The organism is Oceanobacillus sp. FSL W8-0428, assembly GCF_038004405.1.
Taxonomy (GTDB): domain Bacteria; phylum Bacillota; class Bacilli; order Bacillales; family Amphibacillaceae; genus Oceanobacillus; species Oceanobacillus sojae.
The window spans coordinates 3,736,457-3,752,595 of sequence record NZ_JBBORB010000001.1 but is presented as its reverse complement, the minus strand read 5'-3'; the positions used below and the strand labels follow the sequence as shown (position 1 = coordinate 3,752,595).

The following is a 16,139-nucleotide window of genomic DNA, read 5'->3' as shown; positions in this document are numbered from 1 at the left end:
TATATTGTGCAAAAAAAGATACTGTGCAAGTACGAATAGTACTTGCACAGTATCTTATAATAAATATTAAATTTACAGTCATTTTTATAGAACGAGACAGATTAACTTTGCTTAAATCAACGTTCTAAGCAACACGAGTTAATAGTTGGTCAAATACTGCTCGCGCTCCCATGGATGCACAGTAGTTCTAAACATATCCCACTCTATATCCTTCGCCTCAATAAAGTGTTCAAATAAATGCTCACCTAAAGAATCTACAAGCACTTCATCCTGTTCAAGCAGGTTCATTGCTTCCTTCAACGTAGACGGTAAATCTTTTACACCATTTTCTTCACGTTCTTTTTTATTCATTACATAGATATTGCGGTCAACAGACTCTGGAACTTCTAACTCTCTCTTAATACCATCCAAGCCCGAAGCCAATAGAACAGACAATGCCATATATGGGTTTGCTGTCGGATCTACACTGCGGACTTCTACTCGTGTACTTAATCCGCGGGAGCTTGGAATACGCACAAGCGGACTGCGGTTTGAAGCTGACCATGCTACATAACAAGGCGCTTCATAGCCCGGTACTAATCGTTTATATGAGTTCACTGTCGGGTTTGTTACTGCAGTGAAGTTTGTTGCGTGTTCAATAATTCCGGCGATAAACTGATAAGCCGTTTTACTTAACTCTAATTCACCTTTTGTATCGTAGAATTTATTTTCTTTGCCATTGAAAAGAGACATGTTCACATGCATTCCAGAGCCATTCACTCCAAATAAAGGCTTCGGCATAAATGTTGCATGCAGATTATGCTTTCTGGCAATTGTTTTTACTACTAATTTAAAGGTTTGAATATCATCCGCATGCTTTATTGCATCAGAATATTTAAAATCAATTTCATGCTGTCCAGGTGCAACCTCATGATGGGATGCTTCAATCTCGAAGCCCATTTCTTCAAGCTCTAAAACAATATCACGACGGCAATTTTCGCCTAAGTCGGTTGGGGCTAAATCAAAATAGCCGCCATGGTCATTTAATTCCAATGTAGGTTCTCTATTCTCATCCAGTTTAAATAAGAAGAACTCCGGTTCTGCACCAATATTAAACGCATCAAACCCTAATTCCTCCATTTTTTCCAGGTTGCGCTTCAGGTTATAACGCGGGCAGCCTGCGAATGGAGTACCATCCGGATTATAGATGTCACAGATAAAGCGCGCCACTTTTCCTTTTTCGGAAGTCCAAGGAAATACGATGAATGTATCCAAATCAGGGTGCAGGAGCATATCTGACTCCTCAATACGTACAAACCCTTCAATACTGGATCCATCAAAAGCCATTTTATTATCTAAGGCTTTGTTTAATTGGCTTAAAGGAATTTCAACATTTTTAATCGTCCCGAGCATATCTGTAAACTGCAGACGGATAAAACGTACATTCTCCTTCTTAATCTGACTTATAATTTCTTCTTTGGTCAATTTCTTAGCCATTTGTTCTCCTCCTAAAAATCTTTGATAATATGAAAAGAAAGTCTTCACTACATTGGATGTGCAGTCAGAAATCTTTTTAACCTGATACTAGCGTTTCACAAAAAAACGTGCTAATTCCCCTTGTCTCATACTTGCTTTTCCGTATCTGCCTGCTTCATTTAATTCGTTCTTTAAAATTCCTCTAAGCTCTTCATCGGTCAGATTAGCTGGAGTTTTTTTCTTTTTCTCCGGGACTGCCTCCAGAATTTCTTTTTTCTCTTCATCCAGCAGAAGCTTAATTCCAGCCATATTTAATCCTTTGTCTAAGAGATCTTTGATTTGAAGCAGCCTGTCTACATCATTAAATGAAAATAGACGCTGATTTCCTTTTGTCCGCTCTGGAGCGATTAAATCATTTGCTTCATAATAACGAATTTGTCTTGCAGTCAGTTCGGTTAATTTCATTACTATTCCTATAGAGAATAAGGGCATTGAACGACGATCCATATCATTCAAAAGATGACCCCCTTCTTTGTTAATGTGTTCAGTATATAATATGTCAGATTTAATGTCAATTAAGTGTTAGGTTCTTTAACATACAAATCGTGCTTTACTTTCTTTTTCCCGTTGGCTAAGAAATTAAACCTTTATTTTCCAATGTTTTCACAGCTTCGACAATAGCAATTTTCACATGTGTATAGGTTAATCCTCCTTGAACATAGGCTGTATAAGGAGGACGAATTGGTCCGTCTGCCGATAATTCGATACTTGCTCCTTGAATAAATGTACCTGCAGCCATAATAACCTGATCCTCATAACCCGGCATTTCACTGGGATAGGGTTTTACATATGAATTTATTGGTGAATTCTCTTGAATTGCCTGACAGAAAGCAATCATTTCCTCGTCTCTGTTAAATGTAACTGTTTGTATCAGATCTGTTCTTTTTTCCTGATATGAAGGGGATGTTTTAAAGCCTGAAAGCTCTAAAAATCGCGCTGTAAATAAAGCCCCTTTTAAAGCCTCTCCTACTGTATGCGGAGCCATGAAGAAGCCCTGATACATTTCCTGAAGCATACAAAGAGAAGCTCCTGTTTCTTTGCCGAGACCAGGGGCTGTCAGTCTGTTAGCACATAAATGGATGAGGTCTTTGCGACCCGCAATATAGCCCCCAGCCCGTACCAGTCCTCCCCCAGGATTTTTAATAAGAGATCCCGCAATTAAATCGGCGCCGACATGCAAGGGCTCCTTTATTTCTGTAAACTCCCCGTAACAGTTGTCCACAAATACAATAACAGAGGAGTCTATTTCTTTTACGAAAGCAATCATTTCTTTTATTTCATCAATTGTAAAGGAAGGTCTTGTACCATAACCTTTTGAGCGCTGAATAGCAATTACTTTTGTCTCTTTTGTCCAGCTTCTTTTTATCTCTTCAAAATCAACTTCTCCTGTGTTTTTTAAAGCAACCTCGCGATAGCCAATTTGAAAATCGGCGAGTGATCCTTCTTCTTTTCCCGGCTTTCCGATTACTTCCTCCAATGTATCGTATGGATGTCCTGTAATGTAAACCAGCTCGTCCTGCGGGCGCAGTACACCGAATAAAGCGGTTGTAATAGCATGTGTCCCGGAAACTATTTGCGGACGTACAACGGCATCTTCTCCGCCAAATACTTCGGCATATACTGCTTCTAATCCTTCTCTGCCCAAATCATCGTATCCATAGCCTGTTGTTCCCTGCAGGTGTGTATCGCTGATCCGATGATTCCTGAAGGCCTCCAGGACACGTCTTTGATTTTTCTCTACAATTTCTTGAATATACTGATGACCTTCCAAACAATCTTTTTCTGCTTCTATAACTAGTGATTCTGCATGCATTTATTTACTTCTCCTCTACAAAACGGTGAAATGGATGATCTTTTCTGACATAACCCTGAACATGAAATTGATTTGTTTCTTCCAGCAGCTCTTTTTTAACTACTAACGCAGCAGATTGCAGCTGATATATTAAATCTCCTTCACTCGAATCTAATACAATGTCAAATAAATCCCATTCTTCCTTTAATACCTCTTCTATTTTTGCTAATAATGTTTGTAAATCTTCTTCTTTCAATGCACTGATTTGAATATTAGGGAATTGATTAGCTAAAAAGAAATCTGCTTTCAGCTGGTCCTTTTTATTATAAACAGTCAATACAGGGATATGGCCAGCATCTAATTCAGTTAAAAGTTTACGGACTGTTTCCTGCTGCTGTGATAAATCAGGATCAGAAATATCCACTATATGCAATAGAAAGTCTGCTTCCCTCACTTCCTCCAGAGTTGATTTAAACGCTGCAATAAGTGCAGTAGGGAGATCTTGAATAAAGCCTACCGTGTCCGTGATTAAACTTTTCAATCCGCTGGGCAATTGAATGCGACGGGTAAGCGGATCCAAAGTCGCAAATAATTGATCTTCTTCTAACGACTGGCTATTTGTCAAACGATTAAAAATAGTCGATTTTCCGGCATTTGTATAACCCACAATGGCAATTTGAAAGACATCGTTTGCTCTCCTCCGCTTTCTATACTGATCGCGCTGCTTCACTACTAATTGAAAACGACGTTTTATATCATAGATTCTTCTTTCAATATGCCGGCGGTCTGTTTCTAATTTTGTTTCTCCCGGACCTCTTGTCCCGATTCCACCGCCCAGTCTTGATAAATTTGCCCCTTGTCCATGCAAACGGGGAAGCAGATACTCCAATTGAGCCAATTCTACTTGGAGCTTCCCTTCCTTTGTTTGTGCACGCATTGCAAAAATATCCAATATTAATTGACTCCGGTCAAGAACACGAACATCCAGTACATCTGCTAAATTGCGGACTTGACCAGCCGATAACTCATTATTAGCTACAACTAAATCAATTTCCTCCGTCTCTACAATCCGGGCAACCTCTTGAAGCTTCCCCTCACCGATATAAGTGGCTGGATGGACACGGTCCCGATTTTGCGTAATCACATGCTGTACCCGACCCCCGGCAGTTTTACACAAAGAGATCAATTCATCTAAAGAAGATTGAAATTGACGTTCTGGTTTTTGGGATTGGTTAACCGAAATTACTAATACATTTTCTAATGTCATAGCCTACCTCTTTCTTATAGCTTTGGTACATAATTTTTTTGCTTTCCTGATGCGAAAAAAATGCCCTATATATATCATACCCACTATTTCTATTCTAGCAACAAATCCTGCTCTGTTAAAATAATTAAATCCCTGGATACAATCTGTTCTGAGGTCAGTAATCGAACTGCCTGCATACGTATTGCTTTTTCAATTACGTTTCTTACATATCTTGCGTTAGAAAAATTAATTGTATCCTCCCGGAGTTTTCTTGTTAAATGATTGCGAAGCTTCCATTCTGCCGGCTTAGATAGTTGATATTGTCTTTCCGTAAGCATTCGGCTACCAATATTTAATAATTCATCAACAGAGTAATCATCGAAATCTAAAATAAATGGAAATCTGGATTCAAGACCAGGATTCATTGTAAGGAAACGATCCATTTCCCGAGGATAACCTGCAAGAATCAATACTATATCCTCTCTTGAGTCTTCCATATGTTTTACCAGCAGGTCAATTGCCTCTTTGCCAAAATCCTTTTCCCCGCCTCGTGATAAGGAATATGCTTCATCAATAAATAAAACACCGCCCATCGCCTTCTGTATGACGGCTCTTGTTTTTTGTGCTGTCTGCCCAATGTATTCCCCTACTAAATCCGCACGTTCTGCCTCGATAAAATGGCCCTTGGAGAGAATATTTATATTATGATAGAGCTTTGCTAATTTTCGGGCAACCGTTGTCTTTCCTGTTCCAGGATTCCCTTTAAACAGCATATGAAGAACCTGTTTTGAACTTTTTAAACCTTGCTCCTTCCTCTTTTCATTTATAAGAATATTTGCGTAGATTTCTTTAATAGACGTTTTTAAATCATCTAAGCCGACAAAAGATGCAAATTCTTTATCTATTATTTCAAGTGGCGAATGTTTTTGCTTTTTTACACGGACCTCTCTGCCGGGCTGCTGTGTATTCTCGTGTAAAATGATATTAATACGGCCATTTTTATAACCTTCCGCTTGTGCCAATTCTTCATCACCCCTTATTCATTAACAATATACGCAGATAACTGAAAAGGGGTGACAAATGCCTATAGATTCGTAATAGCTTATGTTTTAAGAAATCATTTAATATTATATGTAAAGCTCTGAGTATATAAAAACCCGAAGACGCCAGAGAACGAATTCGGGTTTTTATAAAGCTATTCTGCTTTCTTACATATTCGCAACAGTTGGTAAGGAAGTAGCTCCCATTAGATATTCATCAACCTGATAAGCTACCTCTCTCCCCTCATTAATCGCCCAGACAATTAAGCTCTGACCGCGGCGCGCATCTCCTGCTGCAAACACATTATCTTCTGTTGTTAAAAACTTTCCGTATGCTGCAAGCACACGATTTCTCATTGTTTTCACCCCAAAAGCATCTAAAACGGGCTCTTCAGCACCTTCAAATCCAATAGCAATTAAAACAAGCTGTGCCGGCCAGATTTTTTCTGTTCCGGGTATTTCCTCGAAAAAGAAGACGCCATTTTCATCCTGTCTTTTCTCCATTTGAATGGTATGCAGCTCTTTCAGATTTCCTTTTTCATCTGTTACAAACCTCTGCGTCTGAATAGAGTATTCACGGATATCCCTGCCGAACTTTTCTTTCGCTTCTTTGTGCGCATATTCTAAACTGAATACCTGCGGATAAGCCGGCCATTGATTTTTTTCAGCCCGTTTAATTGGGAGCTGTGGGTGCTTGCCGAATTGTACAATACTTTTAGCACCTTGACGAATTGCCGTTGCAATGCAATCTGCACCAGTATCTCCACCGCCAATAACAATAACATCTTTTCCATCAGCGTTTAATTCATCTTCCAATTCAATATTATTATCAAGGAGTTTCTCCGTTGAGCGGGTCAGATAATCCATTGCAAAGCGTACTCCTTTTCCATCTCTGCCTTCTAAAGGCAGATCACGATGCTTCTGGGCACCGGTACAGAGAATAACAGAATCAAAGTTTGCTTTGATTTTTCCTGCTGAAATATCCTTGCCTACCTCTGTATTTAAAACAAAGTGAATGCCTTCCTGACGAAGTAGCTGAATACGTCGTTCAACAACGCTTTTTTCCAGCTTCATATTAGGAATTCCATATGTTAATAATCCGCCGGCACGATCAGCGCGTTCATAAATCGTCACTTCATGACCTGCTTGATTCAGTTGATCCGCTGCTGCTAATCCAGCTGGACCCGACCCAATAATAGCAACTTTTTTTCCGGTACGTACATCAGGAATTCTCGGCTCAATCCAGCCTTCTTCAAAGCCTTTATCAATAATTTTCTGCTCAATATTTTTAATTGTTACGGCAGGATCATGAATCGCTACTGTACAGGAACCTTCACATGGTGCCGGACAGACTCTGCCGGTGAATTCAGGGAAATTATTTGTTTTCATCAACCTGTCTAATGCTTCTCTCCATCTGCCTTTGTATACAAGATCATTCCATTCCGGGATCAGGTTATAGACAGGACAACCAGATGTTGCTCCTTCTATTTCCATACCAATATGACAAAAGGGAATACTGCAATCCATGCAGCGTGCCCCTTGTTCTCTTGCTGAATTGTCAGAAAAAGAGCCAGCGTATTCTTTCCAGTCTTTCATCCGTTCCAGCGGTTCACGCTCACTTGCAGTTTTTCTTTTAATTTCCATAAACCCTGTTGCTTTACCCATTTACTCTGGCTCCTTTCTCATTCCTGATGATAGATTCTTTATCTAAGTTCACAGTCATTTTTTGATTTTTCTTTGCCATAAATGCTTCATAACGAGCTTCTTCTAAGCTTAAGCCTTGCTCTTTAAACCATTCAATCTGCTGAAGCATTAATTTATAATCTGTTGGAATAACTTTTATAAATTTCTTTACTTCTTCCTGCCAGTTCTTTAAGATAAATGCTGCTTTTTCACTGTCCGTGTAATCCAAGTGATTAATAATTAAATCCTTCACTTCCTCCTGTTCCTTTAGATCAGTTATTTCTTCAAACTGGATCATTGCCGTATTTGTCAAGGACTTAAATGCAGAAATATCGTCTGGTCTTATATAAGAGATACCACCCGACATTCCAGCAGCGAAGTTTTTGCCGACGTTTCCAAGGATAACAACCCGACCGCCTGTCATATATTCACAGCCATGATCACCAACACCTTCTACAACTATTTTTGCGCCACTGTTTCTGACTGCAAAACGCTCGCCCGCATAGCCTTGGATATATGCCTCTCCACCTGTTGCACCATAGAATGACACATTTCCTGCAATAACATTATGACTTGGATTAATCGTTGAATCCTTTGGAGCACGAACAATCACTTTACCACCGGAAAGCCCTTTACCAACATAATCATTGGCGTCACCAGTAACTGTCATTGTCATACCTGATGGGATAAAAGCACCGAAGCTCTGGCCGGCAGATCCTGTGAAATGTAAATTAATTGTATCCTCCGGCAGGCCTTGTTCCCCGTATTTTGCAGTAAGCTCACTGCCGACAATTGTACCGGTAACACGGTCTGTATTTCTAATCGGAAAGCTTGCTTGCATTGCTTCCCCTGTCTCTAATGCGTCTTGAACGACAGGCAAAATTTCTTTTAAATCTAAGGATTGGTCTAACTGATGATCTTGCCCGGCTGTATTTCTTTTCGTGCCTTCCGGCTGATAGACCAAGGTTGATAAATCAAGATATTTCGCTTTCCAATGTGTATCCGCACGATGGGATCTTTCCAAATATTCGGTATGGCCAATCATCTCATCCATTGTCCGGAAGCCAAGCTCTGCCATAATTTCACGAACTTCTTCAGCGACAAATTGCATATAATTCACAACATGATCTGGATCTCCGGTAAATTTTTTACGAAGCTCCGGATTTTGTGTTGCGACACCAACTGGACAGGTATCCTTATGACAGACACGCATCATCACACAGCCGACAACAACTAGTGGTGCTGTAGCAAATCCGAATTCTTCCGCTCCAAGCAATGCTGCAGTTACAACGTCTTTTCCAGTTAACAGCTTACCGTCCGTTTCTAAAATAACCCGATCTCTAAGACCATTTAACATTAATGTCTGATGTGCTTCTGCTAATCCTAATTCCCATGGAAGACCAGTATGCTTAATACTTGTTTTGGGTGATGCTCCTGTTCCGCCATCATAACCGACAACAGAAATAACATCGGCATTTCCTTTAGCTACCCCTGCAGCAATCGTCCCAACGCCTGATTTTGCTACCAGCTTAACACTTACTCTGGCTTTTCGGTTAGCATTTTTCAAATCATGAATCAACTGCGCCAAATCTTCAATAGAATAAATATCATGATGCGGCGGAGGAGAAATTAAATCAACGCCCGGTGTTGATCTCCGTACATCAGCAACCCATGGATAAACCTTTTCGGCCGGCAACTGACCGCCTTCACCAGGTTTTGCTCCCTGCGCTACTTTTATTTGCAGCTCTTTTGCATTTACTAAATAGTTGCTTGTCACTCCAAAACGGCCGGATGCTACCTGTTTAATTGCACTGGAACGCAAATCACCGTTGGCATCAGGAGTAAATCGAGATTTGTCCTCCCCGCCTTCTCCGCTGTTACTTTTACCGCCGAGACGATTCATCGCAATCGCCAATGTTTCGTGCGCCTCTTTACTAATAGAACCAAATGACATCGCACCTGTTTTAAAGCGTTTGACAATAGATTCAACCGATTCTACTTCTTCAATGGATATAGGTTCTGTTTTCTTGAAATCAAATAGATTTCGCAAAAAGCCGATACGTTCTTCATTCGATTCTTTAGAAAATTGCTTGAACAGCTTATAATCGCCTCGTCGGCAGGACCATTGCAATTTATAAATTGTAGAGGGGTTAAATGCATGATGTTCACCAGTTTTGCGCCACTGAAAATCACTTCCTGAATCAAGCAGCTGACTAATCGCTTCCTGATATCCTTCATGGTGACGTTTTTCTGTTTCCAGCTGCATCACATCAAGTCCAACTCCATCAATTTGTGAAGCTGTCCCGGTAAAATGTTCTTCTATAACCTGTTTACTGATCCCGACAGCTTCAAAAATTTGTGCACCACGATAACTCTGCACAGTCGAAATCCCAATTTTGGACATTACTTTGATAATACCTTCCGTAGCAACTGCAATATATCTTGCCTGAGCTTCTTTTGGATTTAAAGCCAATTGGCCAGATTCGAAAGCCTGCTGGTATGTCTGATAAACCAGATATGGGTAAATCGCATCCACGCCATAGCCAAGCATTGCTGCAAAATGGTGTACCTCACGCGCTTCACCTGACTGGATAATGATACTTGCTTTCGTACGGATACCTTCACGGATTAGATATTGATGCAGCCCGCTTACCGCCAGTAATGCGGGTATTGCTTTTCGCTCTTGATCCATTTCTGTATCACGCAGCACAAGAATATTTTTCCCATTCAGAATAGCAGTTCTTGCTTGTTCAAATACTTGGTTTAACGCCGTTTCCATATTATCCGTAAACAAAGTATCAATAATTGCTGTCTGTAAACCATTGATTTCATTATTTACTATCTTTCTCATTTGTACATTTGATAAAATAGGTGAATCTAATCGTATCCGTTTTTTCTTTTCTGTTTCCGGATGAAGAATATCTCCTTCACTTCCGAGCCACGTCAGCATTGAGGTCACTAATTGTTCGCGATAAGCATCAATTGGAGGATTCGTTACCTGGGCAAAGAGCTGTTTAAAATAATTAAATAAACTTTGCGGACGCTCCGATAAAACAGCTAATGGAGCATCATTTCCCATGGCTCCGATTGGATCTTTTTCATCCTGCACCAACGGAATTAAATACTTTTCAATATCCTCCAGAGTATAACCGAATGCTTTCTGTTTATGGAACAATTGCGGGTCCATTTCTCTGCTTTCGTCAACCTCTGGGTCCAGTGTTATAGTTTGCTCCTCCACCCAGTTTTGATAAGGGTGTTCATTTGTAATGGCCGATTTTATTTCTTCATCAGAAATAATTCTTCCCTGCTCGATATCTACTAATAACATTTTCCCCGGACTCAACCGTTCTTTTAATAAAACATTACTCTCTTCTACATCAATCACACCAACTTCGGAGGAATAAATAATATAATCATCTTTTGTTACATAATACCTTGCCGGCCGCAAACCATTTCTGTCTAAAATAGCCCCAATTTGCTTTCCATTCGTAAAAGTGATGGATGTCGGTCCGTCCCAGGGCTCCATCATTAGGCTGTGATACTGGTAAAAAGCACGTCTTTTCTGTCTCATATGTTCATTTTTATCCCAAGGCTCAGGTATAAGCATCATCGCTGCATGCGCAGGCTCTCTTCCTGCCAAAGTTAAAAATTCCAGCGCATTATCCAGTGTTGCTGAATCACTGCCGTCACTCCGGATAATTGGCAACAGTTTTTCTAAATCATTACCAAATGCGTCAGAAACAAATTGTTTTTCTCTTGCTCTCATCCAATTCACATTTCCACGTAATGTGTTAATTTCGCCATTATGGATTAAATAACGGTTCGGGTGCGCCCTTTCCCATGATGGAAATGTATTTGTACTGAACCGGGAGTGTACGAGTGAGAAAGCGGAAATAAAATCTGCTTCCTGTAATTCTAAATAAAATCCATTTACCTGCTCTGGAGTCAGCAGGCCTTTATATACAATTGTTCTGCTGGAAAGGCTGGGAACATAAAAACGAATATTTCTTTCTTCTGCCCAATGCTCTGCTTGCTTACGGATAACATATAACTTTCTCTCAAAATCCATTTCATCGGCAGTTGCATTTGCTTGAATAAATACTTGTTTAATTTCCGGAAGTGTTTCAACTGCCCCCTTTCCAATACAAGACGAGTTAACGGGTACGCTTCTCCAGCCAATTAACTGCTGCCCTTCTTGAGCAATTAAAGCATTTACTTTCTCCATTACTTCAAGCTGTTCCTGCTCGCTTTGAGAAAGAAAGACCATGCCAACCGCATATTCTCCAGCTGGTGGAAGCTTAAAGTCCCGACATACTCTTCTGAAATATTGATCAGGAATCTGTACCATTAATCCAGAACCATCACCAGTCATTGGATCGCTGCCCTGTCCGCCACGATGCTCCAGCTTACAAAGCATACTCAATCCTTTTGTAACAATGTCATGAGTCTGTTTTCCTTTTATATGTGCATATAAGCCAATTCCACAGGCATCGTGTTCAAAATCCGGTTGATATAGCCCCTGCGCTTTTGGCAAATTATGAAATACCATTCTGTGTTCCTCCATTCCGTATACATTAAAAGTGGGTAAGATACATTTTATGTTTTTTTATCTATCCAAACAATATATAATAAACATAATATTAATCTAATTTTGATATGAGGTGGAAATATGGAACTGCGTCAATTGAAATATTTTGTTGCGGTAGCAGAACGGGAACATGTATCAGAGGCTGCATTGGAACTGCACGTTGCCCAGTCGGCAATCAGCCGGCAAATTTCAAATTTAGAAAATGAATTAGGAGTGCAGCTTTTTGAAAGGGTCGGGAGAAATGTACATTTAACATCTATCGGAAAAATATTCTTAACACATATAAAATCTGCTTTAAAGGGGTTGGATTATGCGAAAAAGCAGGTGGATGAATATCTGGATCCTGAACGCGGCTCGATAAAAATCGGATTCCCAACAAGTCTGGCAAGCAACCTCTTGCCAACCGTACTATCAGCTTTTAAGAAAAGCTATCCAAATATCCGATTTCAATTAAGACAGGGCTCTTATAATTTTTTAATTGAGGCAGTCAGGAACAGAGAAATTGATTTAGCCTTTCTTGGTCCTGTACCCGATAATCAACCTGATATTATTGGCAAGGTTCTTTTTATGGAAAATTTTTATGCCCTTATTCCCAGTTCTCATCCTAAATCTGCAGCAGAAAAAATTTCTGCACAAGCTTTAGAACATGAAAATTTCGTGTTGTTTCCTGAAGGATATGTACTTCACCAGCTTGTTATTGATTTTTGCATCCGTTCAGGCTTCACACCAAATATTTATTCTCAGGGTGAGGATTTAGATGCTATTAAAGGACTTGTAGCAGCCGGAATGGGGATTACTTTGCTTCCAGAAAGTGCTTTTAATGATTTAAACACTGCTTACAGTTCTAAAGTAGCGATTGATAACTCTTCTTTAAAACGGACAGTCGGGATTATTATTCCAAAAAATCGTAATCTCGCCCCTTCTGAAATGGTTTTTTATAATTTTATTCAGAATTATTTTGGGGTTGGGGAATAAAGAAAAATGAAAACCATCGCTTAAAATGATAGATAGCAGATATAAAAACAGGCTTCTATTTGTTTTTCAAATAGAAGCCTGTTTAAAAACTCTTTTATAATCTATAATTTACGAACCATTTTTATAATAACATCTGCTGCATTCTTTGCAGCTTTTTCTAAAAATACATCAAAAGAAACAGATGATTCTTTTCCAGCAATATCGGACAGTGCCCGAATAATAACAAACGGTGTCTTATACTGGTAGCATACTTGCGCAATTGCAGCAGCTTCCATTTCTAAAGCCAGCATTTCCGGAAACCGTTCGCGGACAACAGCTATTTGATCTTTTCTTTGCATAAATGAATCACCTGTTGCTATAATACCAAATTCTGCCTGGATATCTGATTCCAGAATAACTCCGCCTGCTAATTTAACCAATTCTGGTGAGGCCGTATAGGATGCCGGCATGCCAGGAACTTGTCCATAAGCATAACTGAATGCTGTTGCATCTACATCATGATGTAATACCTCTGTGGAAATAACAACATCACCTACATCCAAATTTTCAGCAAACCCTCCAGCAGATCCTGTATTAATAATTTTATCAGGATTAAATCGTTCATGCAGGATAGTTGTGGACATTGCCGCATTTACTTTTCCAATACCGGACAGCAGAAGAACAACTTTTTTTCCTTCCAGATAACCTTGATAAAAATAACTATTTGCAATTTCGATTTCTTGTATATCTGTCATTTTTTGTTTCAGCAATTCAATTTCTTCATCCATTGCTCCAATAATTCCTATCGTCATCTTCATCCTCCATTACTGTCCTGCATCGTTTTCAATCAGCTTTTCTACCTTTGTCGGCTGCCAGCCTTCCCCGTCTACCCAATCTAAGAACACACGATAAAACTCTGAGCTGCTTGAATCAGAAACCGTGGCAATTACTTTGTCAGGGCCATTATTTCCAACCCAATGTTCTATCATACCATCTTCACTTAAACCAGTAACCAAGGAGGTTGCTTTTTTTATTTCAACACGATCCTGAGATCCATTGCCAAAGTCTGTATTATGCTCTCCTTCTTGCTCTGTACCTACAGGATCCCAGTCGCCAGTATATGCTTCTGAAACATTATCATCTGATGGTTCAGCAGATTCCCTGTCTTCGTATGAATTATCTTCTTCATTTTCGTCCTCGTTGTCATTATCTTCTTTGGATGCATCCTCGTCTTTATCTTCATCTTCATTTTCTTCGTCTCTATTCGCATCCTCATTATCATTTTTATCTTCATCATTTGAATCAGGATCAGTTATTAGAAAGCCATTATCATCTTCTCCGCCGCCTTCTTCACCATTATCTCCCTCGGACGTATTTTCAGATGCATCAGATTCAGTACCTTCATCAGCTGTATCGTTTCCGCCAAATACCCATATCGCAAGGAAGACCACTAAAACGACTCCTGCAGCAATGGATAGAATGGTAATTGCATTTGTATTTTTTCTTCTTTTTTCAAATTTGTTTGATCTTGTTTGATTCACCAAGTACTCCCCCTAACTACAACTATTTGTATTATACTATCATATCGAGTTTAACAATCCTTGTCTATTCAATTTTAGCATAAAAATGCTGTTTGTTTCTTCTATAAACTAAAGTATTGATAGAACAAAGTGAAGATGAGGATTTTACTATATATTAAAAATTCAACTATGTAATACTATTCGTACAGATTCTCTGATTTTTAACGTTTTAGGAATAAAAAAAGCAGGCAGCTGAATATGACAATCCTTGAACAAAAATGTATATATTCGAGGATGTTACACATATCTTATCAGTAATAACAAAACTTACAGCTTAATTAATGCAGCTGTAAGTTTTGTTATTACTTAAGTATAAGTTCTTGAAAATCCATTCTCTAATCAGAGCGCTTACTATACATCATTTAAGATTCAGAATAAAGAACTGCTAAGCAAACGCTTTCCAATTTTTAATCTACACTTGTTATTCGTACTTCAATATCTCCGGCAGGTGTAGCTACTGTAACTTCCTGTCCAATTTCCTGCCCTAACAAACTTTTAGCCATTGGCGAATCATTGGAGATTTTCCCTTCAAATGGGTCAGCTTCTGCACTTCCAACAATTGTGTAAGTTTCTTCATCACCATCAGGTAATTCAATAAAAGTAACTGATTTACCCAATGAAACAACATCTGGGTTTTCATTATCATTCTCGATAATTACTGCATTGCGGATCATTTTTTCTACTTGTGTAATACGCTGTTCTACAAATGCCTGTTCATCTTTAGCAGCATCATATTCAGAGTTCTCAGACAGGTCTCCAAAATCACGAGCCACTTTTATTCTTTCAACGACCTCTTGCCGACGGTCTGTTTTTAAATAATGTAGTTCTTCCTCTAACTTATCTTTCCCCTCTTGTGTCATGTAAAAGCTTTTTTCTGCAGCCATTTTCTATACACTCCTTCTCGTATCATTTCTTTTCAGGGATAAACGCAGCATATTTTTGACTCAAAACTGATTTTAAAAACTAACCTGCCGCTTATTTCCCATGTATATAAATTAATTAATAAAATTGGCTATATAGCTTATGTGCTAATTCTTGAAAATATACTAATCAATACTATGGCAGATATTACCTAAAATATCAAGAAAAATAATTACCTATTTGAATTCTTTATTAAGATATTTTCTATTTTAGATGCCATAATATCTACTGCAACATGGTTTTCTCCGCCTTCTGGAATGATTAAATCTGCATATCTTTTCGACGGCTCAATAAATTGCATATGAGCCGGACGAACCACTTGAATATATTGATCAATTACTGATTCTAACGTTCTGCCGCGCTCTTTAATATCTCTTAACAGGCGACGGACAATTCGTAAATCAGCATCTGTATCAACAAATACTTTTATATCCATTAAATCAACCAGATTGACATCTTCCAAAATCAATATTCCTTCAACAATTATTACTTCTTTCGGTTCAACATGAATCGTTTCTTTTGAACGGTTATGGACTTTATAATCATAAACCGGCTTTTCTATAGGTTTATATTCCAGCAATTGTTGCAGATGCTCTACTAATAAATTATTGTCAAACGCTAATGGATGGTCATAATTTGTTTTCAACCTTTCCTCAAATGGGAGATGCGACTGATCCTTATAGTATGCATCCTGTTCAATAACTAGTATTGACGTCTCTTTAAAACGGTTGCAGATAGATTTTGTTACTGAAGTTTTTCCACTCCCGCTCCCGCCGGCTACGCCTATTACAATGGGTTTATCTTTTTCCATGCTATTATC

12 protein-coding genes are annotated in these 16,139 nt (G+C 39.0%); 1 reads left to right on the top strand and 11 read right to left on the bottom strand.

Annotation, left to right across the window (positions count from 1 at the left end):
- Positions 1–138: 138 nt before the first annotated feature.
- From glnA to gltB, 7 genes are all read right to left on the bottom strand, one after another.
- Positions 139–1,476 carry a type I glutamate--ammonia ligase gene (gene glnA, locus MKY30_RS17865; RefSeq protein ID WP_147207860.1) on the bottom strand — a complete coding sequence of 446 codons (1,338 nt, stop codon included), beginning with the start codon at positions 1,474–1,476 and terminating at the stop codon, positions 139–141.
- 87 nt (positions 1,477–1,563) lie between these two features.
- Complete coding sequence (locus MKY30_RS17860; protein ID WP_281289808.1) at positions 1,564–1,971, bottom strand: MerR family transcriptional regulator; 408 nt, start codon at positions 1,969–1,971, stop codon at positions 1,564–1,566.
- Between the two features lie 115 nt (positions 1,972–2,086).
- Positions 2,087–3,328: a methionine gamma-lyase family protein gene (locus tag MKY30_RS17855; RefSeq protein WP_147207861.1), complete on the bottom strand. Its 1,242-nt coding sequence runs from the start codon at positions 3,326–3,328 to the stop codon at positions 2,087–2,089.
- 4 nt (positions 3,329–3,332) lie between these two features.
- Positions 3,333–4,574 carry a GTPase HflX gene (hflX, locus tag MKY30_RS17850; RefSeq protein WP_156985375.1) on the bottom strand — a complete coding sequence of 414 codons (1,242 nt, stop codon included), beginning with the start codon at positions 4,572–4,574 and terminating at the stop codon, positions 3,333–3,335.
- An 89-nt stretch (positions 4,575–4,663) separates the two neighbouring features.
- Positions 4,664–5,575, bottom strand: coding sequence for a stage V sporulation protein K (gene spoVK, locus MKY30_RS17845; protein WP_147207863.1), 912 nt, complete (start codon positions 5,573–5,575; stop codon positions 4,664–4,666).
- Between the two features lie 186 nt (positions 5,576–5,761).
- Positions 5,762–7,258 carry a glutamate synthase subunit beta gene (locus MKY30_RS17840; protein WP_147207864.1) on the bottom strand — a complete coding sequence of 499 codons (1,497 nt, stop codon included), beginning with the start codon at positions 7,256–7,258 and terminating at the stop codon, positions 5,762–5,764.
- Complete coding sequence (gene gltB / locus MKY30_RS17835; protein WP_341084976.1) at positions 7,251–11,825, bottom strand: glutamate synthase large subunit; 4,575 nt, start codon at positions 11,823–11,825, stop codon at positions 7,251–7,253. The genes MKY30_RS17840 and gltB overlap by 8 nt, the downstream gene beginning before the upstream one ends.
- Before the next feature lie 120 nt (positions 11,826–11,945).
- On the opposite strand from gltB, the gene MKY30_RS17830 reads away from it, so the two are divergent.
- Positions 11,946–12,839 carry a LysR family transcriptional regulator gene (locus tag MKY30_RS17830; RefSeq protein WP_341084975.1) on the top strand — a complete coding sequence of 298 codons (894 nt, stop codon included), beginning with the start codon at positions 11,946–11,948 and terminating at the stop codon, positions 12,837–12,839.
- A gap of 101 nt (positions 12,840–12,940) precedes the next feature.
- On the opposite strand, the gene mtnN is transcribed toward MKY30_RS17830, so the two are convergent.
- The 4 genes from mtnN to udk all read right to left on the bottom strand — a co-directional run bounded on the left by mtnN (position 12,941) and on the right by udk (position 16,130).
- A complete protein-coding gene (gene mtnN / locus MKY30_RS17825; protein WP_341084974.1) occupies positions 12,941–13,630 on the bottom strand; it encodes a 5'-methylthioadenosine/S-adenosylhomocysteine nucleosidase in 690 nt (229 codons plus the stop codon).
- A gap of 12 nt (positions 13,631–13,642) precedes the next feature.
- Positions 13,643–14,359 (bottom strand): YrrS family protein, encoded by a 717-nt coding sequence (locus MKY30_RS17820; protein ID WP_339286141.1) that lies wholly within the window; start codon positions 14,357–14,359, stop codon positions 13,643–13,645.
- A gap of 446 nt (positions 14,360–14,805) precedes the next feature.
- Positions 14,806–15,282 carry a transcription elongation factor GreA gene (gene greA / locus MKY30_RS17815; protein ID WP_077603122.1) on the bottom strand — a complete coding sequence of 159 codons (477 nt, stop codon included), beginning with the start codon at positions 15,280–15,282 and terminating at the stop codon, positions 14,806–14,808.
- A gap of 209 nt (positions 15,283–15,491) precedes the next feature.
- Positions 15,492–16,130: a uridine kinase gene (gene udk, locus MKY30_RS17810; protein WP_147207869.1), complete on the bottom strand. Its 639-nt coding sequence runs from the start codon at positions 16,128–16,130 to the stop codon at positions 15,492–15,494.
- Positions 16,131–16,139: the final 9 nt, after the last annotated feature.

Coding starts and splice junctions, on each gene's coding strand:
- glnA (WP_147207860.1), bottom strand. CDS start 1,476: ATGGCTAAGAAATTGACCAAAGAAGAAATTATAAGTCAGATTAAGAAG.
- MKY30_RS17855 (WP_147207861.1), bottom strand. CDS start 3,328: ATGCATGCAGAATCACTAGTTATAGAAGCAGAAAAAGATTGTTTGGAA.
- hflX (WP_156985375.1), bottom strand. CDS start 4,574: ATGACATTAGAAAATGTATTAGTAATTTCGGTTAACCAATCCCAAAAA.
- MKY30_RS17840 (WP_147207864.1), bottom strand. CDS start 7,258: ATGGGTAAAGCAACAGGGTTTATGGAAATTAAAAGAAAAACTGCAAGT.
- gltB (WP_341084976.1), bottom strand. CDS start 11,825: ATGGTATTTCATAATTTGCCAAAAGCGCAGGGGCTATATCAACCGGAT.
- MKY30_RS17830 (WP_341084975.1), top strand. CDS start 11,946: ATGGAACTGCGTCAATTGAAATATTTTGTTGCGGTAGCAGAACGGGAA.
- mtnN (WP_341084974.1), bottom strand. CDS start 13,630: ATGACGATAGGAATTATTGGAGCAATGGATGAAGAAATTGAATTGCTG.
- greA (WP_077603122.1), bottom strand. CDS start 15,282: ATGGCTGCAGAAAAAAGCTTTTACATGACACAAGAGGGGAAAGATAAG.
- udk (WP_147207869.1), bottom strand. CDS start 16,130: ATGGAAAAAGATAAACCCATTGTAATAGGCGTAGCCGGCGGGAGCGGG.